This is a genomic window from Ensifer adhaerens (assembly GCF_002940685.1).
Taxonomy (GTDB): domain Bacteria; phylum Pseudomonadota; class Alphaproteobacteria; order Rhizobiales; family Rhizobiaceae; genus Ensifer; species Ensifer adhaerens_E.
Window position 1 is genome coordinate 246,511 of record NZ_PNFP01000009.1, and the last position, 25,179, is coordinate 271,689.

Here is a 25,179-nt window from a genome sequence, read left to right on the forward strand (position 1 = left end):
CACTCCTTATGCGCGGCGGCTGATGACCGGGCCCTTGGCCGAGCCGAACTCGGCGAGCACGGTTTCGCCCGCAACGGCAGTCTGGCCGACGCTGACACGCGGCTCGGTGCCTTCCGGCAGGAACACATCGAGACGCGAGCCGAAGCGGATCAGGCCGAAACGTTCGCCGGCCTCCAGCGCGTTGTTCTCATACTTCCAGCAAAGGATGCGGCGGGCAACGAGGCCGGCGATCTGGACGACACCAATCGCGCCATGTTTCGTTTCGATTACCAGACCGTTGCGCTCGTTCTCGTGGCTCGCCTTGTCAAGTTCGGCGTTGACGAACTGGCCGGCGCGATAGGCGACGCGGGTAATGGTGCCAGCCATCGGCGCGCGGTTCACATGGCAGTTGAAGACATTCATGAAAACCGAAATGCGCAGCATCGGCTCGGAGCCGAGGTTCAGTTCCTCCGGCGGCATCACGGTTGCGATCGACGAGACGCGACCATCGGCCGGGCTGATCACCAGATCATCGTCGATCGGCGTCATGCGCTCCGGGTCGCGGAAGAAATAGGCGCACCAGGCGGTCAGCACGAAGCCGATCCACATCAACGGCTCCCACAGGAAGCCAAGCACCAGCGACACGACGAAGAAGATCGCGACGAAGCGATAGCCTTCCTTGTGCACCGGGACGAGCGTGTTGCGGATCGTATTGACCAGGCTCATGAACTCTACTCCAGATTTTCCGTGGGATGTGAACTAGCGCGAAATGCCCCGGCGGGCAACGTCGCCCGCCCGACAGCGACAAAACGCGTCGCGCTCAGCAAAGAAACAAACACCATCAGACCGCCGGCTCGCCGCGGGTGACGATGCCGAGATCGTCGCTTTCGCGCACCCGCTTCAATTGCTCCTCGGCCTGCGTCGCTTCGCGCTGGCGGCTCCACATCGAGGCATAGAGACCGTCGCGGTCGATCAGCTCGCCATGGGTGCCGCGCTCGGCGATGACGCCGTCCTTCAGCACGATGATCTCGTCGGCGTTGATGACCGTCGAGAGCCGGTGCGCGATGACAAGCGTCGTGCGGTTGCGCGATACGACGTCGAGCGCCGACTGGATCTCCTGCTCGGTCCGCGTGTCGAGCGCCGATGTCGCCTCGTCGAGGATCAGGATCGGCGGGGCCTTCAGGATCGTGCGGGCGATTGCCACACGCTGCTTCTCGCCGCCCGACAGCTTCAGGCCGCGCTCGCCGACCATGGCCTGGAAGCCCTCAGGCAGCGTGCGGATGAACTCGGCGATCTGCGCGGCCTCGGCCGCCGCCTCGACTTCGGCTTCGCTCGCCGAGACGCGACCGTAGCGGATGTTGTAGGCGATCGTGTCGTTGAAGAGCACCGTGTCCTGCGGCACCATGCCGATCACCGAGCGCAAGCTCTTCTGCGTCACCGTGCGCACGTCCTGGCCGTCGATGGTAATGGCGCCTTCCTGCACGTCGTAGAAGCGATAGAGGAGACGGGAAAGCGTCGACTTGCCGGCGCCCGACGGGCCGACGACGGCCACCGTCTTGCCCGCCGGCACCTCGAAGGTGATGCCTTTGAGGATCGGGCGTGCCGGATCATAGGCGAAATGAACGTCCTTGAAGGCGATGGCACCCTTGCCGATCACAAGCTCGCTCGCATCCGGGCGGTCCACCACTTCGGCACGGACATCGAGCAGATCGAACATGTGCTCGATGTCGGTCAGCCCCTGGCGGATTTCGCGGTAGACGAAGCCGATGAAATTGAGCGGGATAGCCAGCTGGATCAGCATGGCGTTGATGAAGACGAAGTCACCAAGCGTCTGCTCGCCGCGCTGAACGGCGAGCGCCGACATGATCATCATCACGGCGGTACCCGCACCGAAGATCAGCGCCTGGCCGAAGTTGAGCCAGCCGAGCGATGTCCAGACCTGGGTCGCCGCCGCCTCATAACGCTCCATCGACTTGTCGAAGCGGCGGGCTTCCATCTCCTCATTGCCGAAATATTTGACCGTCTCGAAGTTCAGCAGCGAGTCGATCGCCTTGGTGTTGGCGTCTGTGTCGCTGTCGTTCATCGAACGGCGGATGGCGATGCGCCAGTCGCTGGCGCGCACGGTGAACCAGATATAGAGCCAGACGGTGACCGCGGTCACGAAGAGATAGCTGAAGCCGTAGCCCCACCAGAAGATCACCGCCGTCAGCAGAAATTCGATCAGGGTCGGCACGCTGTTCAGGATGGTGAAGCGGACGATCGTCTCGATGCCCTTGGTGCCGCGCTCGATGACGCGCGACAGGCCGCCGGTGCGCCGCTCCAGATGAAAGCGCAGCGACAATTGGTGCATGTGAACGAAGGTCTTGTAGGCAAGCTGCCTGACCGCATGCTGGCCGACACTTGCAAACAGCGCGTCGCGGAGCTGGTTCAGGCCGGCCTGCAGCAGACGCGCAAGGTTATAGGCAAGCACCAGCATCACCGCGCCGGTCATGAACGCAGGCAGGAAGCCCAGCACATCCGGCTTGCCGTTCAGCGCGTCGGTCGCCCATTTGAAGGAATAGGGAACGAGGATCAGGACGATCTTGGCGATGATCAGGATGACGGTCGCCCAGATCACCCGAAGCTTGAGATCGGCCCTGTCCGACGGCCACATATAGGGCCAGAGATTGGCGATCGTGTGCAAGGGATTGCTGGTATCGGCCGAAACGGTCTTTTTCTGGGGTGCCACGTTCTGATCCGCTCTTACATTTGCGCGCTGCGGGCGGTCTGTCGCCCGCTCGAGCTCTGCGCCGGGCCTTCCCTGTAAACAAAGACCTGCGGCGCCGTCATCACCGTTCAATGAAAAGCGGCGCCTATCGAAGGCGCCGCCCTGTCGCATGGTTCCCTTGATCGTAGCCGATTGAAGGATGAAACCATGCGCAATTCAAAGTGCTACAGCAAGCTTTGCGCGTCTGACAGGACGCGCGGCGCTGTAGCTCTGGAGATAGGCATCCGCCGCAGCCGCCGCAATGTCGGCGGCTGCCGATCGGCTGCTTATTGCTCGTGTTTCATGTGCTTCTTGTGAATTTCCCGCGATTCTTCGTCCGGCAGCGCCTTGTCCGGCACGCCGAAGATCTGGCCCGGGCGAATCCGGTCCGGATCCTCGATCTGGTCCTGGTTGGCCAGATAGATCGTCGTGTACCGCAAGCCGGCGCCATAGACGCGGCGCGAGATCTGCCACAGCGTGTCGCCGCGGCGGATGATCACCGAACTCTTGCTCTCCTTCAGCGGAGCCTGCTCGAGCGTCTGCGGCTGGTCGGAAGAGGTCGCGGCAGCGGCAGTTTCCGGAGCGGCCTGCGCCTCGGAAGCGTCGTTTGCAACGGCGCTTCCTGCACCCATCACCTTTGCCAGTTCGCCCGGTGCCGGAGCATTGTCCTTCAACTTTTCGGATGAGGCCGGCGTGGCGCTACCCTGCTCGGCGAGGACCGCGCCAACCGTCGCATCAACCTTGGCAAGCGCCGTCGCCATGCTCGATGCGTCCTGAGGCGCTGCTTTCAATGCGGCGAGCGCGCTTGCGGCCGCCTTGGACGCCCGCGCCGCCGATGTGGCAAGCGTCTGGTCGGAACTGTCGGCGAGACGGAAGTCGGCAAGCGACTTCAAGGCGATCTCGGTTGCCGAGCGGGCGGCTGCCAGCTGCTCGCCATTCGGCACCTTGCCATTGGCGTAGAGCCCCTTCAGCAGGGCCAGCGCCTTTCCAGCTTCCGCACGCAGACCATCGAGACCCGCGGTTGCGGACGGCGTGCTCGAAGGCGCCACCGCTGCGACCTGCGATCCCGCGGGCCGGTCGAAGGGAACCGAAGCGCGCATCACCACCTTCGTGCCGTCTTCGTTCAGCATGTCGGCGCGGATGATATGGCTGCCCACCGTCAACTCGATCTGGCCGTCGACGACGAAGTGCCCCTTGTCGTCGGCCTTCATCTCGCCAAGCAGCTTGTCGTCGGCATAGACGCGAACCAGCGCGCCTGGCTTGGCGCTCCCGGCGACGTACATCCTGTTGCCCTCGATCTCGACCGCACTCACCTGCAGGCCGGGCACCCCGGAAAGCTTGGCCGGCGCTGTGGCCGTGTCGGCGGCCTGCGGCGTCGCTGAAGCAACTTCGGCCGGCTTGGCGTCCGCAGCCGCTGCCCCTTCAGCCGCATCCGGCGTCGTGATCAGCCGGCTCGCCGCGCCCGGTTTCGAGACCATGGCGAGCAATTGACCGGACGGATCCTTGGGAACGGAAACGGTCGCGACCTCCTCCGAGCTCTTCACAGCACCATTTTCGCCGGTGCTGCGCAGGGTCAGCTGATGGTCGCCTGCCGGAAGGGGGGTGTCGAAGACCGCGGCAAAGTCGCCGGTCGCGCCGACGTCGGCGGTGCCGACCACGGTGTCGCCACTCAGGATCTCGAGCTTCGAATTTGGCTGCGCATGGCCGGCGATCACCGTCGATCCGTCGGGCTCGACACGCAACACGTCGAAACCGGGAATGGCGGGATCGGTGGCCGCCGCGTCGGCGTTTGGCTGCCCCTGCTGCGGCGCGGTATCGGTCTTCGCGGTCTCGGCGGATCCGCCTGTCGCCTGCGGGCCGCCCGGCGCCGCATCGCCCGACTGGCCCGTGCCGCCTGCCGCTTGCCCGCCCGCCGGCTTCTTACCGTCGTCGCGCAGGTTCGGTTGAATTACGAAAACCATCAACGCTGTTGCTGCCACGAGGACAGAAATGGCCACCCAGCCGGCCTTATTTTTGATCATGCCACTCTCCACACGGAGCGGAGCAACGCTCCGCGCATGCCCTCTCATCGGCCTGCGGTGCGGGCTTGCGCCTATCATTATAGCGCAACAGCAAGCAACTCGTCCGATTTCTTCAATCAATCACTGAAATTGCTAGCGATTCGCGATTCGGCATACAAGCAGCCGAAGGCGCGGCAACCCACAGAAAGCCGGGTTTCCCCTCATTTTTCTTGACCCATGCTGCGCTGCAATGTTTTTTGGGGGGCATGAGCACCGATACCACCACGATTCGATCCATCTGCGTCTATTGCGGTTCACAGCCGGGACGTGACAACGCCTACATGGAGGCCGGGCGCGCGCTCGGCCGATCCATCGCCGATCACGGGCTGCGCCTCGTCTATGGCGGCGGCACCCGCGGCATCATGGGAGCGGTCGCAAGCGGCGTGCTTTCCAACGGCGGCGAGGTCACCGGGATCATCCCCGAATTCCTGATGGACAAGGAGGCGACCCGTCATTCGCTCGGGCAACTGAACGAACTGATCGTGACGGCCGACATGCACGAGCGCAAGCACACGATGTTCGAACGTGCCGACGCCTTCGTGGCGCTGCCGGGCGGCATCGGCACGCTTGAAGAAATCGTCGAGATCATGACCTGGGCGCAGCTCGGCCGTCACCGCAAGCCGATGGTGTTCGGCAACATCAACAATTTCTGGCGACCGATGATGGACCTCCTGCAGCACATGCGCGAGGAAGGTTTCGTCCACACGGCGCATCTCGTACAGCCGCTCGTCGTCAACGACCCAGCCGACATCGTGCCGACCATCCTCGCGGCCGCCAGCGGCAACAACGGTCGCGAGGGCGAGGCCGAGATCATCTCCAAGCTCTGAGCTTTCGAGTACCCGGACAACAAAAAGGCGCGCTCACCGGCGCGCCTTTCTCATTTTGTCTCAATCGTCTCGCGCTATTCGGCCGGGCTCGCCTGCAAAGCGGCACGACGCGCGCGACTTTCGGACAGCATGGCGCCGGTATAGATCACCAGCGCGGCCCAGATGAGGCCGAAGGCGATCAGCTTTGCGGTGCCGAAGGGCTCGTGGAAGACGAAGACGGCGATCACGAAGATCATCGTCGGCGCAATGTACTGCATGATCCCGATGGTCGAGAGGCGCAGGAGCTTGGCGCCGTTGGCATAGATCATCAGCGGCACGGCGGTGACGATGCCGCAGGACAACAGCCACAGCACGTCAGCCATGCCGGTGTCGCCGAAATGTCCCTGCCCCGTCGCCTCCAGCCAGATGATGTAGCCGATTGCCGGGATGCTGAGCAGCAGAACCTCCAGGAAGAAGCCCTGATTGGGGCCGACCGGCAGGGTTTTGCGGAAGAAGGCGTAGAAACCCCAGGACAGGCAGAGGCCGATCGACACCCACGGCAGACCGCCGGCATCGAAGGCGAGTACGCCGACGGCGGAAGCAGCGAGCGCGATTGCGACCATCTGTGCCGGGTTCGGCCTCTCCTTCAAGAGCACGGCGCCGAGGAAGATCGAAAACAGCGGGTTGATGTAATAGCCGAGCGCGGTTTCGATGGCGCGGCCCGCACCGATCGCCCAGACATAGATGCCCCAGTTGATGGTGATGAGTACGGCGGTCAGCGCCGCCATGCACAGCATGCGCGGCGAGCGCAGTGCCGTCTTGATATCATCGGTGCGCCCGAGCCAAAGCAGAACGAGACCCGCGAGCGGCACCGACCACACGATCCGGTGCGCCACCACTTCCGGCGCCGGAATATGGGCGACAGCCTTCATGAAGAAGGGCAGGAAGCCCCAGAGCAGGTAAGCGGTCAGCGCGAAGGCAAAGCCCTTCGCGGAATCGGTATTTTCGGCGGGTGCTTTCGGCTCGGCCATATCATCTTTTCCTGGTGTTTTGCCGGAGAGCCCTGGCAGCAATGGCCGCTCACCGGTCAGAAGGGAGGGCACAGCCAGTCGGCCGGCACAATCTCCCATTGGTGCGTCCTACCCCAATGGCCGGTGATGCACCAATTCATTTCCGTGAAGGGAGAATGAGTTTTGCTCACCCTCCCCCAGGCCCAGTTCATCAGCGTTTCCGGGCCGATCGCCGAAATTACTCGGCGGCGATCAGTCCGGCGTGGTCGCGGTTCTTGAGTAGCTTGAAGACGATACTGTCCATCAACGCCTGGAAGGAGGCATCGATGATGTTGTCGGAGACACCCACCGTCCACCAGCGTGCGCCCGTGCCATCGGTCGATTCGATCAGAACGCGGGTGATCGCCTCGGTCCCGCCATTGAGGATACGGACCTTGTAGTCCGCCAGCTCGAGATCTTCGATTTCCGACTGGTACTTGCCGAGATCCTTGCGCAGCGCGAGATCGAGCGCGTTGACGGGGCCGTGGCCTTCGGCCACCGACATCATCGTCTCGCCGTCGACGATCACCTTCACCACCGCTTCCGACACGGTCTTCAGGTGGCCGTTGGCATCGAAGCGGCGCTCGACCATGACGCGGAAGCTCTCCACGTGGAAGAAGTCCGGCACCGTGCCGAGGATGCGGCTGGCGAGCAGCGCGAAGCTCGCATCCGCCCCCTCATAGGCATAGCCGGTCGCTTCGCGTTCCTTGACGATGGCGATCAGCTTGTCGAGCTTCGGATCGTCCTTGCTGACCGCGATGCCGCGGCGCTTCAGCGCGTTGATGAAGTTGGCCTTGCCGCCCTGGTCCGACACCATGACCTTGCGCAGGTTGCCGATGCTCTCCGGCGCCACGTGCTCATAGGTGCGCGGATCCTTCAAAAGGGCTGAGGCATGGATGCCGGCCTTGGTCGCAAAGGCCGATGCGCCGACGTAGGGGGCCTGTTGGTCCGGCGAGCGGTTCAGAAGCTCGTCGAAGGAATGGGCGAGCTTCGTCAACTCCTGCAACCGGTCGGCGTCGATCGCCGTCTCGAAGCGACTGGAATAGGTCTCCTTCAACGCAAGCGTCGGGATCAGGGTCACGAGGTTGGCGTTGCCGCAACGCTCGCCGATACCGTTCAGTGTTCCCTGGATCTGGCGCACGCCGGCCTCGACCGCGGCAAGCGAATTGGCGACCGCCTGGCCGGTATCGTTGTGGGCATGGATGCCGAGATTGGCACCAGGCACGCCCGCCGCGATCACGGCCGCGACGATCTCGCGGACCTCCGGCGGCTGCGTGCCGCCATTGGTGTCGCAGAGCACGACCCAGCGCGCACCGGCGTCAAAGGCCGTCTTGGCGCAGGCGAGCGCATAGGCCGGATTGGCCTTGTAGCCGTCGAAGAAATGCTCGCAATCGACCATTGCCTCGCGACCGGAGGCGACCACGGCTTCGACGGAGGCGCGGATGTTGTCGAGGTTTTCCTCGTTGGTGCAGCCGAGCGCGACTTCGACGTGATAGTCCCAGCTCTTGGCGACCAGACAGATGGCGTCGCTCTTGGCGGCCAGAAGGGCATTGAGGCCCGGATCGTTGGAGGCCGATACGCCCGCGCGCTTGGTCATGCCGAAGGCGACGAAGGAAGCCTTCAGCGTGCGCTTGCGCGTGAAGAACTCCGTGTCCGTCGGGTTCGCGCCGGGATAGCCGCCTTCGATGTAGTCCATGCCGAATTGGTCGAGCAGGCCGGCAATCGCAATCTTGTCCTCGACGGAAAAGTCGATGCCGGGCGTCTGCTGCCCGTCCCGTAGCGTCGTGTCGAAGAGGTAGATGCGTTCCCTGGTCATGGCTCTCGTCCAAATGCTCTGTGTTTGCCTGTCTTGTCGGCTCGTTGTCTTACTCGGTCTTGCCTGCGAACTGGTCCGTGGCGCGGATCAGCCGGTCGAGGATGCCGGGCTCCGAATAGGCGTGCCCCGCCCCTTCGATCAGATGGAGTTCCGATCCTGGCCAGGCCTTGTGCAACTGCCAGGCATATTTCGCCGGGCACGGCATGTCGTAGCGCCCGTGGATGATGACGCCGGGAATGCCGTGCAGCCGGTGGGCGTCGCGCAGCAATTGGCCCTCTTCCATCCAGCCGGCATTGACGAAGAAGTGGTTCTCGATCCGCGCGAAGGCGTCAGCATAATCGTCGTCGGCGAAGGGCTCGCTGGTTGCGAGCTCCGGCAGCAGCGTGATCGTCTCGCCTTCCCAGATGCTCCAGGCCTTGGCGGCCGCAAGGCGTGTCGTCTTGTCCTCGCTCATCAGGCGGCGGTGATAGGCGTGCATCATCTCGTGGCGCTCGTTCTCGGGAATGGGCGCGATGAAACGCTCCCACTTGTCCGGGAACATCTCCGAGACGCCGAACTGGTAGTACCAGTCGAGCTCGGCCTTGGTCAGCGTGTAGATGCCACGCAGCACCAGTTCCGAAACCCGCTCGGGATGCTTCTCAGCATAGGCAAGCCCCAGCGTCGATCCCCAGGAACCACCGAAGACCAGCCATTTTTCGACGCCCGCCATCTCGCGCAGCCGCTCGATATCGGCGACGAGATGCCAGGTGGTGTTGGCTTCGATCCTGGCATTCGGCGTCGACTTGCCGCAGCCGCGCTGGTCGAACAGCGTTACATCGTAGAGCGCCGGATCGAAGAGGCGGCGGTGGTTCGTCGAGATCGTACCGCCTGGCCCGCCATGCAGGAAGACGGCAGGCTTTGCGCCCGGCGTTCCGGCCTTTTCCCAATAGATGGTGTGACCGTCGCCGACGTCGAGATGGCCCGACGCATAAGGTTCGATCTCCGGATAAAGCGTACGCAGAACAGTCGTCATTTTCAGTCTTTCGTGAGCGGCCAGTGCACGGTGTCGTAGTCGGGATGCTGGCGATTGGTTTCGAGAACGATCAGATGACGGGTTGCGGAGACCTCGCTGCCGTCATCGGTTTCCTTTTCCTTGAGCCCCGTCAGCCGAGAGAACCAGATGACGCGGGACTCGATACCGGATTGGTACGCCGGCTGCACGTCGTCCGGATCGTCGAGCGAACCGAGCGCGATGTTGACGAAGTCCTCGTCGGGCATGTCGTAAAACAGCGGCGTGCCGCAATCGCTACAGAAGCCGCGGCGCACAAGATGCGACGAACGGAACCAGGACGGCTGGCCCCGGGTGATATCGAAACTGTCGCGCGCGACGTTGGCGAGTGGCATGAAATAATTGCCGGTCGCCTTCTGGCACATGCGGCAATGACAGATATGCGCATCCGCAAGCACGCCCTCGGCGCGGTAGCGAACGGCGCCGCATTGGCATCCGCCCGTATAGATGCGCGCGATGGTCACCGGAATGCCCCCGACGGATGCCATTGTTCGGTCTCGTGGTCCGGATGCTGGAACGAGATGATGCTCTCCTGTCGCGCATAGAAATCCGGGTCCTTGAGCACTGGTTGCTCGAAGATGGTATCGACCCAGGGCAGCCGCGATGCGTGGTTGACCTGGATCTTCGGTGCCAGATCGGTGCGGTCGTCAAAGGTGCCGATCGCGATTTCGAGGCCGCCCGGATGCCGGTAGGTCATCGGCGTCCCGCATTTCGGGCAGAAGCCGCGATCGATGTTGACCGAGGACTGGAAATAGCTTGGTTCGTCCCGCACCCATTCGACGCCGTCCTTCGGCGCGGTTACCAGCGCCGAGAAGAACGAGCCGAACTGCTTCTGGCACATGCGGCAATGGCAGATCGACGCGCGCCCGAGCTCACCCTTGATGCGGAAGCGGACCGCGCCGCATTGGCATCCACCTGTTCGAACGTCTTCGGTCATCGCTTCTCCTCCGGGGGCCAGGTCTCGGTGTCGTGGTCGGGATGCTGATAGGAAACGAGTTTTTTCAGGAACTCCACGGCATCGGGGTCTTCCATAGTCCCGACGCCGGGCAGTTGGGCCACATGGTCCGTATAGGGCAGCTTGCTTTCGATACCCCATTGGATCGTCGGCGTGATGCCCTGCGGCTCATCGAAGGCGGCGATCGCCAGTGCCATGCCGTCGGGCGCCTCATAGGTCAGCGGCGTGCCGCAGTCGCCGCAAAAGCCGCGCCAGCCGAAGTTGGACGACTGGAAGCGCTTGCGTTCGCCACGCGTCCAGGTGACATGGGCGCCGCGTACCGAAACCAGCGGCAGATAGAAATTGCCGCTCGCCTTCTGGCACATGCGACAATGGCAGACGGACGCGTCGCCGAGCCTGCCCTCGATGCGAAAACGCACTGCGCCACACTGGCAACCGCCTGTGTAATAGGGCCTGTTGTCCAGACTCATCGCAGTCCCTCCTCAGCCCGGCGCATGGCAGACGGCCTCGACATTGTTGCCGTCGGGATCGAGTACGAAGGCCCCGTAATAGTCCGGGTGATAGTGCGGCCTCAGCCCCGGCTTGCCGTTGTCACGCCCGCCGGCGGCAATCGCCGCTTCATGGAAGGCGTCGACCTCGGCGCGGCTGCGCGCCGAAAACGCGTAGTGCCGGCCCGGGCCTGTCACGGCCGTCTCATGCAGCCAGAAGACCGGTCGCTCGCGGCCATAACCGCCGACCTTGACGCCGCCGGTATGCTCCAACGGCACCATCATCAAGAGCGAAGCGCCTAGCGGAGCAAAGGCGTTGTCATAGAACGCCCGCGCCCGGTCGAAATCCGCGACGGGAATGCCCGTATGGTCGATCATCGCACGAACTCCTCTTTCATGCATGTTCTCCGCTCTTCGCCGCCCTCGGATGGCCTTGTTCGTAGCGATCAGAGGGGCCAGGCGGTGCTCGCCGCCCGGCCCGCCATCACCTTTTGATGTCCCAGGTCGTCACCCGCTCGCCGGTTGCCGGATCCTTGCCGTCCTTGATCTGGACACCCCGCGCCAAGAGGTCATCGCGGATCTTGTCGGCTTCCGCGAAGTTCTTCGCCTTCAACAGGTCCAGGCGAGCCCGCACGCGACTGTCGATGTCGCGTACCAGCCCCTCGTCGAGTTCGACCGCCTGCGGCACGACGCCGATGAGCGTAGCACTTGCGGCAAAGGTGCCGAGCAGCTTCGGATCGGCCGCAGCCTTCTGGGCGAGCGCATGAACCGCCTGAACGGCGGCGACCGTGTTGAGGTCGTCGGCAAGTGCCGCAACCACGGCAGGATCGGCCTCACCCTTGGCATCGCCCGGCACCGGCCATTTGGAGAGCAGATGTTCTGCCTCCTCAAGCCGCTTCACCGAGAAATCGATCGGCTCGCGATAGTGCGTCATCAGCATGGCGAGCCTCAGCACATCGCCCGGCCACTGCCGGCCGGCGAACTTTTCCGTGTGCAGCAGTTCGTAGATGGTGACGAAGTTGCCTTCGGACTTCGACATCTTGCGGCCTTCGACCTGCAGGAAGCCGTTGTGCATCCAGACATTCGCCATCACCTCAGTGCCGTGGGCGCAACGGGACTGGGCGATCTCGTTTTCATGGTGCGGGAAAATGAGATCGAGCCCACCGCCGTGAATGTCGAAGACTTCGCCGAGATAGCGGCTGCTCATGGCCGAGCACTCGATGTGCCAGCCGGGACGGCCCCTGCCCCACGGGCTTTCCCAGCCCGGCTCGTTGTCGGCAGAAAGCTTCCACAGCACGAAGTCGCCCGGGCTTTTCTTATGCGCTTCGACGGCGACGCGCGCACCCGCCTGCTGTTCGTCGAGGTTGCGCTTCGAAAGCTGACCGTAGTCGGCCATCGACTTGGTATCGAACAGCACCTCGCCGCCCGCCTGGTAGGCATGGCTCTTGGCGAGGAGCTTTTCGATGATGTCGATCATCTGGGCGATGTTCTCGGTGGCCCGAGGCTGGACGTCAGGGTCAAGGCAACCGAGCGCCCTGGCATCGTCAAGAAACTGCGTTTCGGTCTTCTCCGTCACACGCCGGATCGCGTCGTTGAGCGGCAGGGTCGGATAATCCCGCAGCGCCCGCGCGTTGATCTTGTCGTCGACGTCGGTGATGTTGCGCGCATAGGTGACGTGATCCGCGCCATAGGCGTGGCGCAGCAGCCGGAACAGAACGTCGAAGACGATGACCGGCCGGGCATTGCCGATATGGGCATAGTCATAGACCGTCGGGCCGCAGACATACATGCGAACGTTGTCGGGATCGATCGGTCGGAACTCGACCTTCTCCCGCGTCAGCGTGTTGTACAGCTTCAGTGTCGGCGTTCCGCCCATTGCCAATCTCCAAGATGCATACGACCGTAAAATACCGTGCCCGGGAGGCCCGCGCGTTTATCATCTTGGATTTTAGGAGACGAAAACGGCCAGGCCAGCGGAGCGCTAGCGAATAATCTTCCGGCAGATAATGCAGATAACCGTTTTCATGGGCTCACTTATCGCGCGTCGCCCGATTTCGGTCAAGAGGTCAGCCGCGTGCAAGCACAGCCGACTATAGAAAGGATTCCGCGGTCATGGATTTGTCATGATTAGGCTTATCTGAGATCGCCATGCGGAAAACAGATTCGCGGTGTAGTTGGTAACACACCACGAGATCCTGTCTCCGGATAGCAAGGAGGAGCGTCGTTTTCGTGAAGACGTGCGAAAGCGGCAGTGTATCCGGCTCGGGAAAGCATCAAGGAGTGAGTGCAAGTGAAAGCCGCAAAGACCAAAGACATCGCCAAATCCGCCAACCTCGTCGAACAGTATCGCCCGCTCGGCCTGAAGGCCGTGCTTGCCGCAGCGCTGCAGGCCAAGGCGAAGCCGGCTGGCAAGCTGACCAAGCGGCCGGTCTGACGCCTTCCCGCGCTCTTCTTCTAGAACAGCGACATCTGCCCGCCATTGGGCTCGGTCGGCTTGCTCTTGCCTTTTAGCTGGGCATCCGCGGCCGGCCTCGGCATTACGGCGTCCTGGATTTCGGGACCGGTGTTGGCGACCTTGTTGACCTTGTCCGATACCGGGATCGCCTCGAAATAGTCCTCGGCCACCGGACCGAAGAGGTCCGCGACCTCGCGCGGCTCCTGCGTCTTGCAATCCAGCCAGCGGGCGAAATCCTCGGGTTCAATGACGACCGGCATACGGTCGTGGATCTGGCGGATCGAGGCGTTGGCAGCCGTCGTCAGGATCGCGGCGGTGTCGACCTCGGAGCCATCGGCCGAGGACCAGGTTTCCATCAGGCCGGCGAAAGCGACGATCCCGCCCTTCCTCGGGCGAACCCAATAGGCTTGCGACGGCTCTTGACTGCCCTTCGGCGGCCGGCGCCATTCATAGAAGCCGGATGCCGGCACGAGAACGCGCCGGTGCCGCATGGCGGCGCGAAACGAGGCCTTGTCGATCGCAGTTTCGGCACGGGCATTGATGAGCAGCGGAAAGTCGCGTGGGTCCTTGACCCAGCCCGGCATGAAGCCCCAGCGCACGAGCACGGCCTTGCGCTCCGGCAGATTGCTGCCGGGTGCCGCACGCTCGCCGGCGACGACAACCATGATCGGCTGGGTTGGCGCGATGTTGAAGCGCGCCGGAAAGTCGTCGCTTTCCAGCAGGCTGAACAATTCCATCATTTCATCGGGAGTCGCCGTCAGCGCAAAACGTCCGCACATGACATCGATGTGGCACTTCACGTAGGATGGGTCAACGCTACCGAGACGATTTGATTCCCCGATGCCGACCAAGCCCGAACTCGCTTCCTCCGTCATTCTCGAACGCGACGGTCGCTACCTGCTCGTTCGGCGGGCAAACCCGCCGTCGGCCGACATGTATGCCTTTCCGGGCGGACGGGCGGAGCCCGGTGAGACGCCGGCGGACACAGCACTTCGCGAACTGTTCGAGGAAACCGGTATCAAGGCTCGCAATCCGGTGCTGTTCGAAATCTACGATCTGCCGGGCAAGGAGTCCGAAGGGCGGCACTTCCTGCTTTCGGTGTTCAGGGCCGAGGCCGATGCCGACGCGGTTGCCATCGCCAGCGATGACGCCGCAGGGCTCGGCTGGTTCACGCCTGAGGAGATCTTCACCCTGCCGATCCCCGACAGCGTGCGCAAATGTGTGGAAAGGCTCTCCGGTGCCGACACGGAGCCGGCGAAAGCGGGTAGCGGCCTTGAAACCGCCGCCAATTCGGGCTTGATGAAATGATGATCCCTGCCCCGATCCTCGCAAGGCTCGCGCTCGCCGGCCTCGCCTTGACAGTCTCAACCGGCGCTGCAGCGCAAAAGACGCCGACGAAAGAACCGGCCAAGACCGAGACCGCGGCCCCTGCCCCTGCCGCCGCGGAGGAAAAGCCGACGCCCTACGACCAGCGGCTGATAAGGCTCTCCGAGATCCTGGGCTCCGTGCATTACCTCAGGAATCTCTGCGTCAAGGAACCGGAGGATGTCTGGCGCCGCTCGATGCAGGACCTGATCGACAAGGAAACGGCCAACGAAATCAAACGGCGCGAGCGGATGACCGCCGCCTTCAACCGCGGGTATCGCACCTTCGCATCGGTTTATACGGCCTGCACGGGGCCGGCGATCGTCGCGGAGCAGCGATATCGTGCCGAAGGCGCAACACTTGCGTCAGAAATCGTCGCCCGCTTTGGAAATTAGCAATAAATTAACCTCTTTTCTCACGACCCCGTGTCGTTTCGGGAAAAGGCTGCTAAGTTCGTTAAGAGAGTGGTAAGAAGTGGCGAGTCCGTCACGGTCGTTCAGTTGCAGTTCAGCCGGACGGCCAAAGAATGAACCGCTTGCACAATGGAAGTCGCATGGAACGAATGATGGAACCAAGCCTGACCGACATCGATGACATGATCGTCCACGAGAAAATGCAGGCTGCGCTGGAACACCAGAGCGAGGCCTGGGCGGACGGCATGGCCGACGGTATCGAGCCGGAAATCATCGCCGATGCGGCCATCGCGCTTGCCATGCGGGAAACCGTTCGGCTTCATGGCGAAGACGGCGCCGAAGCAATGCTCAATTCGCTTCGCGAGCGCGTTCTCGCCGGCGAATTCTCGCCCCAGCGCACGCTTCAGTAATATCAGGACTGCCCGATGTCTCGGAATCTCGCAAACCGGGCCCTTCCGGTTCGCCTCGCCACGCTGCTTTTGGCCGGTGTCGCCTTGTCCACCCCGGCAGCGGTTTCTCCCGCCTTCGCGCTCAGCGAACTGCAGGGCGAGCAGCAACCCGCCCCCGCCCAACAGCCTGCTGCCGGCGACCAGAAGGCGGCGCCGCCCGCAGCCGAGCCGGTTGCCGAAGAGCCGGATGAGGAAGAGAAGCTTCCACTCGAAATCCCGATGCCCGATCCGCTGATCAACAAGTCAGCGACAGTCACCAAGGACGAGCCCCCTGAGGCCGAGGAGCCTGAGACGGCCGGCCCCGTCGAGGTGCTGACCGACATATCCAAGATCCCTGCTCCGGTCGCTCGCATGCGCGAGCTGATCGTCGAGGCGGCTGCATCCGGCGACATCGAACGGCTGCGTCCGCTGCTCGGCAAGGGCGCGAACCAGACCCAGGTTACCGGCGTCACCGGCGACGAAGACCCGGTCTCGATCCTGAAGAGCCTTTCCGGCGACCAGGAAGGCGTCGAGATTCTTGCGATCCTGCTCGACGTGCTGTCGACCGGCTTCGTGCTGGTGGACAAGGGAACGCCGCAGGAGGCCTATGTCTGGCCCTATTTCGCGGAAAAGAAGCTTTCCACGCTGACGGCACCGGAAAAGGTCGACCTGTTCCGGCTTGTGACCGCCGGCGACTTCGCCGACATGGAAGAATTCGGCAGCTACAACTTCTATCGCGTCGGCATCATGCCCGACGGAAAGTGGAAATTCTTCATCGCCGGCGACTGAGCGCCGGCGACCTGCTTGCCGATGACAGCCGAACATCCTACCTCTTCGCCAAGAGATCACCGGTGAGAGCGGGCCCGAGTCGGCCGCGGCGACCCACGTGATCGTTTCTAGGTTAGCGCGGGAGCCTCCCCTCCCGTCGAACAGGATTCGAACGATGCCCAGAGTTCGCCTCGACGATCGCGCGATCGTCTCCATTTCCGGCAAGGACGCGGAGGATCTTCTTCAGGGACTGATCACCACCGACCTCGAAGCGCTTTCGCCCGACGAGGCACGTCCCGGCGCGCTGCTGACACCGCAGGGCAAGATTCTGTTCGAGTTCCTGATTTCGCGCGACGGTGATGGCTTTAGGCTGGAAACGGCACGCGACCACGCAGAAGCGCTGCTGAAGCGCCTGACGATGTACAAGCTTCGTTCGGCAGTAGAGCTTTCGATCAATACTTCTAACGTCGTCACCGTGATATTCGACGAAGCGGCGCCTGACGGTGCCTTCCGGGACCATCGCTTCGAGAAGGCCGGCATCACGCTCTTCCGCGCCTATGGTGAGCCAACCGGCGACACGGCCGGCATGGAAGACCTCGAACGGCTCCGCATCGCGGCGGGCATTGCGAATGCCGGTGCCGATTATGCGATGCAGGACGCCTTCCCCCATGATGTGCTGCTCGACAAGAACGGCGGCCTCTCCTTCAAGAAGGGTTGCTATGTCGGCCAGGAAGTGGTGTCGCGCATGCAGCACCGCAGCACGCCACGCCGCCGGGTGGTGATCGTTTCCGCGGATGCCGCCCTTCCCCCGACAGGAACGACGATCACCGCGAACGACAAGGTGGTCGGCGCGTTGGGCACCGTCCAGGGCAAGTCGGCGCTCGCGATCGTTCGGATCGACAAGGCCGGCGAGGCGATGGCGAACGGCATCCCGCTTTTTGCCGGCGACGTGCCGGTGAGAATGGTTCTGCCCGAATGGACCGGGCTTACCTTCCCGACCACGACCGACGAGGCGAGCGCGTGACGACCGCCCGCGCCTGGCAGCGCATGCTTTCCGGCCGAAGGCTGGACCTTCTCGATCCGTCGCCGCTCGACATCGAGATCGGCGATATCGCCCACGGCCTTGCGCGCGTGGCGCGCTGGAACGGCCAGACAGCCGGCGACCATGCCTTTTCCGTGGCCCAGCACAGCCTGATGGTCGAAGACATCTTTCGCCGCAGCAACAGGTGCAGCACCGACGACTGCCTGCTGGCGCTTCTGCACGACGCGCCGGAATATGTGATCGGCGACATGATCTCGCCGTTCAAGGCGGTGGTCGGCGGCGGCTACAAGTCCGTGGAAAAGCGGCTGGAAAGCGCCATCCACCTGCGCTTCGGTCTGCCACCACACTGCTCCAAGGAGTTGAAGGACCGCATCAAGAAGGCCGATCATGTCGCGGCCTATTTCGAAGCGACGGTGCTTGCCGGCTTCTCGGCCGAAGAGGCGCGCAAGTTCTTCGGCCAGCCGCGCGGCATTACTCGCGAGACGCTGCTGATCGACCCCTTGCCGGCAGTCGAGGCGCAGCGCCTGTTCACCGAGCGCTTCCTCGCGCTCGAGGCGCAGCGCCTGCCCGCGCGCGCGGAAATCTGACATGCCCGACATCATCGTTTCACCGCTTTCCCGCATTGCCGAAATGGCCGTCCGACACGGCTGTACGGAGATGATCAGCCTCGTTGCCAAGGGCCAGGACTTTCATCGGCCGGGCGTCATCGCCAAGGCGCGGCACCTGACGCTCGGCATGAACGACATCACCTTTGCAGGCACCGGCGATCTCGTCGCGCCGCAGGAAACGCATGTCCGGCAGATCATCGCCTTTGCGCGCGAATGGGACCGAGCGCGGCCGCTCCTCGTCCATTGCTGGATGGGCGTTTCCCGTTCGCCGGCGGCCGCGTTGATCGCGGCGCTTGCGGCCGAACCGGATCAGGAGGATGCGGACCTGGTGCAGCGGCTGCGCCACGCCTCCCCCTATGCGACCCCGAACAGCCGACTTGTCGAAATCGGCGACGGCGTGCTTGCCCGCAATGGAAGGCTGATCGCCGCGGTGCGCGCGATCGGCCGGGGTGCAGATGCCGACGGCAACGCACCCTTCGTCCTGCCGCTTGCTTCCGAAGGAGCAGCCGTTGCCGATTGAGACGCAGCCGACGACCGTCGAGATCGGCCTCAATGCGGCGATCGTCGCCGTCGTCAACCGCAGCCCGCGCATCCTCGCCGTCAGCGAAACCGACGGGGACGCGCGCGACAGCCTGCCCTTCGGCCCCTTCGATCCGGCGCTCCACCGGACCTTTGAGACGAGCCTGCGCGATCGCGTCGAAAAGCGCACGGCGCTGAAGCTCGGCTACATCGAGCAGCTCTACACCTTCGGCGATCGCGGCCGGCAGCGGCTGCCGGGCGAAGAAGGCAAGCACATGGTCTCGGTCGGCTACTTGGCACTGACGAGAACCGATGCCGAAAACACCGAGCGGCTGGCCGAAGCCGGCGCGCACTGGCGCGACTGGTACGGCTACCTGCCCTGGGAAGACTGGCGGCACGGCCGCCCGGCGGTGCTCGATCAGGCGATCCTGCCAGCACTTGCCCGCTGGGAGACCGGTGTGTCCGGCGACGAGCAAGCCGTCCGGATTGCCGGGCGCCGGGCACGCATTCGCCTGGCCTTCGGCCTCGGCGATTTTCCCTGGGACGAGGAACGGGTGCTGGAACGCTACGAGCTGCTCTACGAGGCAGGGCTCGTGCCCGAGGCGATCATCGACGGCCACGGCAACGGCCAAGACATTCTGACGGTCGGACTGGCGATGCGCCACGACCACCGCCGTATCGTCGCGACCGCGATGGCAAGGCTGCGCGGCAAGATCAAGTACCGGCCGGTCGTCTTCGAACTGATGCCGCCCGAGTTCACGCTGACCGATCTGCAGGCGACCGTCGAGGCGATCTCCGGACGCCATCTGCACAAGCAGAATTTTCGTCGTCTCGTCGAAGGCGCCGAGCTGGTGGAGCCGACCGGCATGACGCTGTCTTCCACCGGCGGACGCCCGGCGGCACTCTTCCGCTTCCGCCGCCAGATCCTCGACGAACGCCCTGCCCCGGGGCTCAAGGTCGGCGGACGATGACGGCAGTACCGACCCCCGAAAGGCGGATCGGCACCTAAAAACATCCGGCAGAACGCCCTACATGTGCGGGGATGATGTTATAATCGGCGCAGCGGGACGCGACCGAACTTTCGCCGCCCGCCGCTGAGCGATACGGCGTTTACGACCGAGGTGACAACCCATGCTGCTCGTACTGACCCTGCTTACGTCGCTGCTCGGCACCTCGCCCCAATCGGGAACCGACGAGAAGCCGAAGATGCCCGACTACTTCAAGAACCAGCAGGGCGGCGGCATGCAGCCGCAGACAACCATCTGCAACCTCAACAGCCAGGACCTGAACGGCCAGTTCCGAACATGCCGCTATGACTGCGGCACGCAGATTACCGTCGGCGAACGCTTCTCCTGCCCGTTCATCATGCAGCGTTGACGTTCAGGATCTGGGTTAGCTTTTTGAACAGACGCAGCTCCGGACGGGAACCGCTTCGCACTCTTCCTGGAGTTGACCTGTTGTTAGCGCAACTCCGGACGGAAAACCGCTTCGCACTTTTCCTGGAGTTGCTTATCTTCCGATCACCACATCAAGGCCGATATCGAGCGTCGGGGCAGCCATGGTGATCTTCGAGGTCGAGATGTAGTCGACGCCGCTCTCGGCGATTGCCCGCACCGTATCGATCCTGACGTTGCCTGACGCTTCCAGCCGCGTCCGGCGGGCATCGACCGCGTAGGCATTGGGGGAGAGCTGCCAAAACGCGCGATTGACCGCGACGGCCTCGCGGAGCAACTCCGGTCCCATATTGTCGAGCAGGATCACATCCGGTTGGGCCGTCAGCGCCTCGCGCATCTGGTCGAGGCCATCGACCTCGATCTCGATCTTGACGAGATGGCCGCAATAGGCGCGCGCCGCATGGACGGCGCTTGCGACGCCGCCGGAAACGGCGATGTGGTTGTCCTTGATCAGCACGGCGTCATCGAGCCCATAGCGATGATTGGAGCCGCCGCCGAGGCGCACGGCGTATTTCTCCAGCGCGCGCAGCCCGGGAATGGTCTTGCGGGTGCAGCAGACCTTCGCAGGCGTGTGGGCGACCTCGTCGGCGAATTTTGCGGTATAGGTGGCGATGCCCGAGAGGTGCATGAGGAAGTTCAAGCCGACGCGTTCGGCCGACAGCAGCCCGCGGGCGCGCCCGGAGATGCGGGCAATCGCCGTTCCCGGCGCGACCCGGTCGCCATCCGTGACCAGTGCCTCGAAGCGGATCGACGGATCGACCAGGCGGAAGGCGGCGCGCGCAAGATCCAGCCCGGCGACGACGCCCGCATCGCGCACGTTCATGCCCGCTGTTGCGCTCAGGTCCGGCCCGATGGTCGAAAGCGTGGTGATGTCGCCGGCACGGCCGAGATCCTCTATCAGGGCAGCACGCACCTGGTCCTCGATCATCAGCGCAGGCAATTCGGGGCGGAGGGCTGCGGTCATCTGCTTTTGTCCTTGAGCTTCTGTCTGTGCAAGCGGCGGGCGTGGGATCACGCCGCTTCCGTCTCCGCCAGTTCACTCGCTAGGCGGTTGGCCTCGGCGAGCGTCAGATAGGTGCGTCGGCGCCATTCCGGCCGCTCCTGCGGGCAATCGGCGCGGAAGTGGCCACCGCGGCTTTCCGTGCGGCGCAGCGCGCCGACGGCAATCAGCTTGGCGGTGGTGATGATGTTGGTGAAGCGCATGCGGCTGTTCTCGCGCTCGAGTATCGCGATTTCGCGGATCGCCTTCAAAAGGCTCTCGCGGGTGCGGATCACGCCGACGCAATCGCTCATCACCTGGCGCAGGATCTTCAGTTGCGGGCTGTCTTCGACTGTCACCGGATCGTCGTTCTCGCCGGCATTGTCGCCCCATTCGGTGAGTTGCGGCGTCGGCAATGTGCCCTTGATGTTTTCGGCGATGCGGGCCGCAAAGACCACGGCTTCGAGCAACGAGTTGGAGGCAAGCCGGTTGGCGCCGTGCACGCCGGTCGAAGTCACCTCGCCGGCAGCCCAGAGCCCGTCGATCGAGGTGCGGCCTTCGGCGTCCGTCAGCACGCCGCCCATATGGTAGTGCACTGCCGGAACCACCGGGATGGCTTGCGTCACCGGATCGATGCCGGCGGCGATGCACGAGGCATAGACGGTCGGGAACATCTCGGGGAAATGCTTGCCCACCGCCTTGGTGCAATCGAGGAGGGCGCCGCGGCCGGCCTGAACCTCGGCGAAGACACCACGCGAAACGATGTCGCGCGGCGCAAGCTCGCCGTCCGGGTGGATGTCGAGCATGAAGCGATGGCCGGCAGCGTTCAGAAGGTGAGCACCGTCACCGCGAAGCGCCTCGGTCGCGAGCGGCGCCGGGTCCTTGCCGATATTGATCGCGGTCGGGTGGAACTGCACGAATTCCGGATCGGCGATGATCGCGCCAGCGCGGGCGGCCATGCCGACTCCCTGGCCGCAGGCTTCCCACGGATTGGTGGTGACAGCATAGAGATGGCCGACGCCGCCGGAGCAGAGCACCACGGCGCGGGCTGGAAACGACACGCGCTTCTTCGACTGGCCGGCATCCGGCCGCGCGATGACACCGGAGATGAACCGGCCTTCGCGGACCAGTTCCTCGACTACATAGCCTTCGATCACGCGGATCGACGGCGTGCGGCGGACGGCTGCGATCAAGGCTTCCATGATTGCCTTGCCGGCCATGTCGCCCTTGACGCGGACAATGCGGCGCTCGGAATGGGCCGCCTCGCGCGAGAGCAGCAGCTTGCCCTCGAGGTCGCGGTCGAAGGGCACGCCATATTCGAGCAGATCGTGAATGCGCGCCGGGCCCTCGGCCACCATCATGCGCGTCATCTTCTCGTCGACGATGCCGGCGCCGGCCGCAAGCGTGTCGGCGACGTGCTTTTCGAAGGTGTCGCCGGGGCTCATGGCGGCGGCGATGCCACCTTGGGCCCAGGCCGAGGAAGCGCCGTGGCCGATCGGGGCTGCGGCCAGAATGGTCACCGGCCTCGGGCTGAGCTTCAGCGCGCAGAAGAGCCCGGCCAGGCCACCGCCGACGATGACAATGTCGTCAATCCCGTTGAAGGATTGCGGGCGGAAATGGTCGGTCAGCATGATTCATTCTCCTCCAATGCGCATGCCTGCGTCCGGGATACCGCCCGGCCGAAATTGTTACTTCTTGAGGTTCACCATGCGTTCGACCGCCAGGCGGGCCCGATCGGCGATCGCGGGGTCGACGAGCACCTCCTCCGTCATGGTCAGCAGGCTGTCGAGGATCTTCGGCAGCGTGATGCGCTTCATGTGCGGACAGAGATTGCACGGCTTGACGAACTCGACGCCCTCGATCTCGGCCTGGATGTTGGACGCCATCGAGCATTCGGTGACGAGCAGAACCTTCGAGGGGCGGTTGTCCTTGACATAGTTGATCATGCCCGAGGTCGAACCGGCGAAGTCGCAGACGGCGATCACGTCCGGATGGCATTCCGGATGGCCGATGATCTCGATGCCGGGATTGGCTTCCTTGTAGGCCAGCAGCTCGGCGGCGGTGAAGCGCTCGTGCACCTCGCAGTGGCCCTTCCAGGTCAGGATCTTCTTGTTGGTCTGGCGCGCCACGTTCATCGCCAGATATTCGTCCGGGATGCACAGCACCGTGTCTGACTCCAGACTCTCGACGACATCGAGCACGTTCGACGAGGTGCAGCAGATATCGGTCTCGGCCTTCACGTCGGCGGACGTGTTGACATAGGTGACGACGGGGACGCCGGGATAGCGCTGCTTCAGCAGGCGGACATCGGCGCCGGTGATCGATTCCGACAGCGAGCAACCGGCCTTGGCGTCGGGGATCAGGACCGTCTTTTCCGGGCTCAAGAGCTTGGAGGTTTCGGCCATGAAGTGCACGCCGCACTGGATGATGATCTCAGCATCGACCTTGGCGGCGTCACGCGCCAGCTGAAGTGAATCGCCGACGATATCGGCGACGCAATGGAAGATGTCGGGCGTCTGATAGTTATGCGCGAGGATGACGGCGTTGCGCTCCTTCTTCAGCCGGTTGATGGCGTGAACATAGGGCGCATAGACCGGCCACTCGATCGCCGGGATGAAGTCCTTGACCTTCTCGTAGAGGTGCTCGGTCTCGCGCGCGACGGCCGGCGTGAAGGCGAGTTCGGGCCTTTCGATGATGCCGAAGCGCTCGGCGGCGCTGACAAAGACCGGTTTCGCCACGGCCGCGGTGCAGGGTGCAAGGCGCGTCATCGACATCTCCTCTCCGCCCCTCTTCCTGGGCGGGTTTTCAATTATGCTCAAACTGAGCATAATTGAACCAAAACAAAAGCGGCAAAGCCGCATGGGTTGATTTAGAAAGTTTTGTGACAGAATTCAAGAATGGAAGCGCCGGTTTTCGCGGCGCTTCCGATTTTGCTTCGCGATCAGGCCAGAGCCGGCCGCGCGACGCCCTTTTCCTCGATCGGCCAATGGACGATCGCCGCAAAGATGCCGAGCGCCACGCCGAGCCACCACACCGGATCGTAGGAGCCGAAGTGGTCGTAGAGGTAGCCGCCCATCCAGACGCCCAGGAACGAGCCCACCTGGTGCGAGAGGAAGACGATGCCACCAAGCAGGCCGAGGTGCCGCGTGCCGAACATGATGGCGACGAGTGCGTTGGTCGGCGGCACGGTCGAAAGCCACAGCAGGCCCATGACGATCGCGAAAACGATGACGGAGACCGGCGTCTGCGGCAGCAGCAGGAAGGCCGTGACCGCCACCGAGCGGGCGATATAGATCAGCGCCAGGAAATAGGGCTTCGAATAGTGCTGAGCGATAATGCCAGCCGACAGGGAGCCGATGATATTGAAGAACCCGATCAGCGCCAGCGCGATCACCGCGTAACGCGCGTCGATGCCGATATCGCCGATATAGGCCGGGAAATGCGCGGTGATGAAGGCAACCTGGTAGCCGCAGACGAAGAAACCGGAGACCAGGAGCAGGTAGCTCTTGTGGCCAAGCGCCTCCTTCAGCGCCTCGCCGATCGACTGCTTGTACTGCGCCTCGCTCTGACGACCGGAAGAAGCGTTGCCGCGCAGCGGGATCGCGAAGAACGGCACCAGCAGCATGAGGACGCCCAGATAGACCAGGCTGTCCGACCAACCATAGGCCGAGATCAGCCCCTGGCTCAAGGGCGCAAACAGGAACATGCCGGCCGAGCCCGCCGCCGTGCAGATCCCGAAGGCGAGCGAGCGCTGATGCGGCGTGACATTGCGCGCGAAGGCGGAGAGCAGGATGCCGAAGGAGCCGGAGCCCACCGCCATGCCAACGAGAACGCCGCCGCCGATGTGCAGCCAGATCGGCGCATTGGCAAAGGCCATGATGAAGAGGCCCGCAGCGTAGAGAAGGCCCGACATGGCGAGCACCCGCCAGGTGCCGAACTTGTCCGCAATCGCGCCGAAGAAGGGCTGGCTCAAGCCCCAGCAAAGGTTCTGCAGCGCCATGGCAAGGCCGAAGGTCGTCCGGTCCCAGCCGGTATCGGCGAGCATCGGCAACTGGAAAAAACCCATCGCCGAGCGCGGGCCGAAGGTGAGCATCGCAACGATCGAGCCGGCAGCAATGATCAGCCAGGGCATCTCCTGGCGGGCACTGGACGGCGCGGATGCTCCGGAAACAGCGGACATGGAATCTCTCCAATTGATGGA

27 protein-coding genes are annotated in these 25,179 nt (G+C 63.7%); 11 read left to right on the forward strand and 16 right to left on the reverse strand.

From position 1 onward, the window contains the following. Positions 1-6: 6 nt before the first annotated feature. The 3 genes from C1A35_RS19160 to C1A35_RS19170 all read right to left on the reverse strand — a co-directional run bounded on the left by C1A35_RS19160 (position 7) and on the right by C1A35_RS19170 (position 4,746). Entirely contained in the window at positions 7-705 is a 699-nt protein-coding gene (locus C1A35_RS19160) for a phosphatidylserine decarboxylase (RefSeq protein ID WP_104665837.1), read from the reverse strand. Positions 706-820: 115 nt separating this feature from the next. Continuing rightward, positions 821-2,707, reverse strand: coding sequence for an ABCB family ABC transporter ATP-binding protein/permease (locus C1A35_RS19165; protein ID WP_104665838.1), 1,887 nt, complete (start codon positions 2,705-2,707; stop codon positions 821-823). 305 nt (positions 2,708-3,012) lie between these two features. Then, complete coding sequence (locus tag C1A35_RS19170) at positions 3,013-4,746, reverse strand: LysM peptidoglycan-binding domain-containing protein (protein ID WP_104665839.1); 1,734 nt, start codon at positions 4,744-4,746, stop codon at positions 3,013-3,015. A 245-nt stretch (positions 4,747-4,991) separates the two neighbouring features. Here C1A35_RS19170 and C1A35_RS19175 point away from each other — a divergent pair, with 245 nt between their 5' ends. Next, positions 4,992-5,612, forward strand: a complete 621-nt coding sequence (locus C1A35_RS19175) for a TIGR00730 family Rossman fold protein (RefSeq protein ID WP_104665840.1) — start codon at positions 4,992-4,994, stop codon at positions 5,610-5,612. A 74-nt stretch (positions 5,613-5,686) separates the two neighbouring features. Here C1A35_RS19175 and rarD read toward each other — a convergent pair whose 3' ends face one another. The 8 genes from rarD to cysS form a co-directional block, all read right to left on the reverse strand. Beyond that, on the reverse strand, positions 5,687-6,622 hold the full coding sequence (gene rarD / locus C1A35_RS19180; protein ID WP_104665841.1) for an EamA family transporter RarD: 936 nt from the start codon (positions 6,620-6,622) through the stop codon (positions 5,687-5,689). Between the two features lie 217 nt (positions 6,623-6,839). Beyond that, a complete protein-coding gene (gene cimA, locus C1A35_RS19185) occupies positions 6,840-8,456 on the reverse strand; it encodes a citramalate synthase (protein WP_104665842.1) in 1,617 nt (538 codons plus the stop codon). 49 nt (positions 8,457-8,505) lie between these two features. Next, positions 8,506-9,468, reverse strand: a complete 963-nt coding sequence (gene pip, locus C1A35_RS19190; RefSeq protein ID WP_104665843.1) for a prolyl aminopeptidase — start codon at positions 9,466-9,468, stop codon at positions 8,506-8,508. Positions 9,469-9,470: 2 nt separating this feature from the next. Then, entirely contained in the window at positions 9,471-9,992 is a 522-nt protein-coding gene (locus C1A35_RS19195) for a GFA family protein (protein ID WP_104665844.1), read from the reverse strand. Next, on the reverse strand, positions 9,965-10,441 hold the full coding sequence (locus C1A35_RS19200; RefSeq protein ID WP_104665845.1) for a GFA family protein: 477 nt from the start codon (positions 10,439-10,441) through the stop codon (positions 9,965-9,967). Before C1A35_RS19200 ends, C1A35_RS19195 begins: the two co-directional genes overlap by 28 nt. Then, a complete protein-coding gene (locus tag C1A35_RS19205) occupies positions 10,438-10,929 on the reverse strand; it encodes a GFA family protein (RefSeq protein WP_104665846.1) in 492 nt (163 codons plus the stop codon). Before C1A35_RS19205 ends, C1A35_RS19200 begins: the two co-directional genes overlap by 4 nt. 12 nt (positions 10,930-10,941) lie before the next feature. Beyond that, entirely contained in the window at positions 10,942-11,325 is a 384-nt protein-coding gene (locus C1A35_RS19210) for a VOC family protein (protein WP_104665847.1), read from the reverse strand. Positions 11,326-11,431: 106 nt separating this feature from the next. Continuing rightward, on the reverse strand, positions 11,432-12,823 hold the full coding sequence (gene cysS / locus C1A35_RS19215) for a cysteine--tRNA ligase (protein ID WP_104665848.1): 1,392 nt from the start codon (positions 12,821-12,823) through the stop codon (positions 11,432-11,434). Between the two features lie 414 nt (positions 12,824-13,237). On the opposite strand from cysS, the gene C1A35_RS36415 reads away from it, so the two are divergent. Beyond that, positions 13,238-13,381, forward strand: coding sequence for a hypothetical protein (locus tag C1A35_RS36415; protein ID WP_199772971.1), 144 nt, complete (start codon positions 13,238-13,240; stop codon positions 13,379-13,381). A 20-nt stretch (positions 13,382-13,401) separates the two neighbouring features. On the opposite strand, the gene C1A35_RS19220 is transcribed toward C1A35_RS36415, so the two are convergent. Continuing rightward, positions 13,402-14,181 (reverse strand): SOS response-associated peptidase, encoded by a 780-nt coding sequence (locus tag C1A35_RS19220; protein WP_104665912.1) that lies wholly within the window; start codon positions 14,179-14,181, stop codon positions 13,402-13,404. 61 nt (positions 14,182-14,242) lie between these two features. Between C1A35_RS19220 and C1A35_RS19225 the strand changes: the two genes are divergently transcribed. From C1A35_RS19225 to C1A35_RS19265, 9 genes are all read left to right on the forward strand, one after another. After that, complete coding sequence (locus C1A35_RS19225) at positions 14,243-14,710, forward strand: NUDIX hydrolase (RefSeq protein ID WP_104665849.1); 468 nt, start codon at positions 14,243-14,245, stop codon at positions 14,708-14,710. Then, entirely contained in the window at positions 14,710-15,162 is a 453-nt protein-coding gene (locus C1A35_RS19230; RefSeq protein ID WP_104665913.1) for a TIGR02301 family protein, read from the forward strand. Before C1A35_RS19225 ends, C1A35_RS19230 begins: the two co-directional genes overlap by 1 nt. A gap of 158 nt (positions 15,163-15,320) precedes the next feature. Then, on the forward strand, positions 15,321-15,590 hold the full coding sequence (locus C1A35_RS19235; RefSeq protein WP_093232155.1) for a hypothetical protein: 270 nt from the start codon (positions 15,321-15,323) through the stop codon (positions 15,588-15,590). A 15-nt stretch (positions 15,591-15,605) separates the two neighbouring features. Continuing rightward, positions 15,606-16,397 carry a hypothetical protein gene (locus tag C1A35_RS19240; RefSeq protein ID WP_104665850.1) on the forward strand — a complete coding sequence of 264 codons (792 nt, stop codon included), beginning with the start codon at positions 15,606-15,608 and terminating at the stop codon, positions 16,395-16,397. 154 nt (positions 16,398-16,551) lie between these two features. Further along, positions 16,552-17,400 (forward strand): CAF17-like 4Fe-4S cluster assembly/insertion protein YgfZ, encoded by an 849-nt coding sequence (gene ygfZ / locus C1A35_RS19245; protein WP_104665851.1) that lies wholly within the window; start codon positions 16,552-16,554, stop codon positions 17,398-17,400. Then, complete coding sequence (locus C1A35_RS19250) at positions 17,397-18,005, forward strand: YfbR-like 5'-deoxynucleotidase (RefSeq protein ID WP_104665914.1); 609 nt, start codon at positions 17,397-17,399, stop codon at positions 18,003-18,005. The genes ygfZ and C1A35_RS19250 overlap by 4 nt, the downstream gene beginning before the upstream one ends. Position 18,006: 1 nt before the next feature. Continuing rightward, the gene (locus C1A35_RS19255; RefSeq protein WP_104665852.1) at positions 18,007-18,546 is read left to right on the forward strand and encodes a tyrosine phosphatase family protein; all 540 of its coding nucleotides are present in this window, start codon (positions 18,007-18,009) and stop codon (positions 18,544-18,546) included. Continuing rightward, complete coding sequence (locus C1A35_RS19260; RefSeq protein WP_199772972.1) at positions 18,482-19,516, forward strand: NUDIX hydrolase; 1,035 nt, start codon at positions 18,482-18,484, stop codon at positions 19,514-19,516. The genes C1A35_RS19255 and C1A35_RS19260 overlap by 65 nt, the downstream gene beginning before the upstream one ends. A gap of 160 nt (positions 19,517-19,676) precedes the next feature. After that, entirely contained in the window at positions 19,677-19,922 is a 246-nt protein-coding gene (locus tag C1A35_RS19265) for a hypothetical protein (RefSeq protein ID WP_077961811.1), read from the forward strand. 132 nt (positions 19,923-20,054) lie between these two features. Here C1A35_RS19265 and nadC read toward each other — a convergent pair whose 3' ends face one another. From nadC to C1A35_RS19285, 4 genes are all read right to left on the reverse strand, one after another. After that, the gene (nadC, locus tag C1A35_RS19270) at positions 20,055-20,963 is read right to left on the reverse strand and encodes a carboxylating nicotinate-nucleotide diphosphorylase (RefSeq protein WP_104665854.1); all 909 of its coding nucleotides are present in this window, start codon (positions 20,961-20,963) and stop codon (positions 20,055-20,057) included. Positions 20,964-21,010: 47 nt separating this feature from the next. Further along, a complete protein-coding gene (locus C1A35_RS19275; RefSeq protein WP_104665855.1) occupies positions 21,011-22,609 on the reverse strand; it encodes an L-aspartate oxidase in 1,599 nt (532 codons plus the stop codon). Between the two features lie 57 nt (positions 22,610-22,666). Then, positions 22,667-23,746 carry a quinolinate synthase NadA gene (gene nadA / locus C1A35_RS19280; RefSeq protein WP_104665915.1) on the reverse strand — a complete coding sequence of 360 codons (1,080 nt, stop codon included), beginning with the start codon at positions 23,744-23,746 and terminating at the stop codon, positions 22,667-22,669. A 173-nt stretch (positions 23,747-23,919) separates the two neighbouring features. Next, positions 23,920-25,158: an MFS transporter gene (locus C1A35_RS19285; protein ID WP_104665856.1), complete on the reverse strand. Its 1,239-nt coding sequence runs from the start codon at positions 25,156-25,158 to the stop codon at positions 23,920-23,922. Positions 25,159-25,179: the final 21 nt, after the last annotated feature.

What these genes read in the sequence shown, in the direction of transcription:
- C1A35_RS19170 (WP_104665839.1), bottom strand. Translation starts at nt 4,746, where the DNA reads ATGATCAAAAATAAGGCCGGCTGGGTGGCCATTTCTGTCCTCGTGGCA.
- C1A35_RS19205 (WP_104665846.1), bottom strand. Translation starts at nt 10,929, where the DNA reads ATGAGTCTGGACAACAGGCCCTATTACACAGGCGGTTGCCAGTGTGGC.
- C1A35_RS19285 (WP_104665856.1), bottom strand. Translation starts at nt 25,158, where the DNA reads ATGTCCGCTGTTTCCGGAGCATCCGCGCCGTCCAGTGCCCGCCAGGAG.
- C1A35_RS19260 (WP_199772972.1), top strand. Translation starts at nt 18,482, where the DNA reads ATGCCGACGGCAACGCACCCTTCGTCCTGCCGCTTGCTTCCGAAGGAG.
- C1A35_RS19230 (WP_104665913.1), top strand. Translation starts at nt 14,710, where the DNA reads ATGATCCCTGCCCCGATCCTCGCAAGGCTCGCGCTCGCCGGCCTCGCC.
- nadC (WP_104665854.1), bottom strand. Translation starts at nt 20,963, where the DNA reads ATGACCGCAGCCCTCCGCCCCGAATTGCCTGCGCTGATGATCGAGGAC.
- C1A35_RS19220 (WP_104665912.1), bottom strand. Translation starts at nt 14,181, where the DNA reads ATGTGCGGACGTTTTGCGCTGACGGCGACTCCCGATGAAATGATGGAA.
- pip (WP_104665843.1), bottom strand. Translation starts at nt 9,468, where the DNA reads ATGACGACTGTTCTGCGTACGCTTTATCCGGAGATCGAACCTTATGCG.
- cimA (WP_104665842.1), bottom strand. Translation starts at nt 8,456, where the DNA reads ATGACCAGGGAACGCATCTACCTCTTCGACACGACGCTACGGGACGGG.
- C1A35_RS19175 (WP_104665840.1), top strand. Translation starts at nt 4,992, where the DNA reads ATGAGCACCGATACCACCACGATTCGATCCATCTGCGTCTATTGCGGT.
- C1A35_RS19240 (WP_104665850.1), top strand. Translation starts at nt 15,606, where the DNA reads ATGTCTCGGAATCTCGCAAACCGGGCCCTTCCGGTTCGCCTCGCCACG.
- C1A35_RS19265 (WP_077961811.1), top strand. Translation starts at nt 19,677, where the DNA reads ATGCTGCTCGTACTGACCCTGCTTACGTCGCTGCTCGGCACCTCGCCC.
- C1A35_RS19275 (WP_104665855.1), bottom strand. Translation starts at nt 22,609, where the DNA reads ATGCTGACCGACCATTTCCGCCCGCAATCCTTCAACGGGATTGACGAC.
- cysS (WP_104665848.1), bottom strand. Translation starts at nt 12,823, where the DNA reads ATGGGCGGAACGCCGACACTGAAGCTGTACAACACGCTGACGCGGGAG.
- C1A35_RS19195 (WP_104665844.1), bottom strand. Translation starts at nt 9,992, where the DNA reads ATGGCATCCGTCGGGGGCATTCCGGTGACCATCGCGCGCATCTATACG.
- C1A35_RS19210 (WP_104665847.1), bottom strand. Translation starts at nt 11,325, where the DNA reads ATGATCGACCATACGGGCATTCCCGTCGCGGATTTCGACCGGGCGCGG.
- C1A35_RS19200 (WP_104665845.1), bottom strand. Translation starts at nt 10,441, where the DNA reads ATGACCGAAGACGTTCGAACAGGTGGATGCCAATGCGGCGCGGTCCGC.
- C1A35_RS19235 (WP_093232155.1), top strand. Translation starts at nt 15,321, where the DNA reads ATGGAACGAATGATGGAACCAAGCCTGACCGACATCGATGACATGATC.
- ygfZ (WP_104665851.1), top strand. Translation starts at nt 16,552, where the DNA reads ATGCCCAGAGTTCGCCTCGACGATCGCGCGATCGTCTCCATTTCCGGC.
- C1A35_RS19255 (WP_104665852.1), top strand. Translation starts at nt 18,007, where the DNA reads ATGCCCGACATCATCGTTTCACCGCTTTCCCGCATTGCCGAAATGGCC.
- rarD (WP_104665841.1), bottom strand. Translation starts at nt 6,622, where the DNA reads ATGGCCGAGCCGAAAGCACCCGCCGAAAATACCGATTCCGCGAAGGGC.
- C1A35_RS19225 (WP_104665849.1), top strand. Translation starts at nt 14,243, where the DNA reads ATGCCGACCAAGCCCGAACTCGCTTCCTCCGTCATTCTCGAACGCGAC.
- nadA (WP_104665915.1), bottom strand. Translation starts at nt 23,746, where the DNA reads ATGACGCGCCTTGCACCCTGCACCGCGGCCGTGGCGAAACCGGTCTTT.
- C1A35_RS19160 (WP_104665837.1), bottom strand. Translation starts at nt 705, where the DNA reads ATGAGCCTGGTCAATACGATCCGCAACACGCTCGTCCCGGTGCACAAG.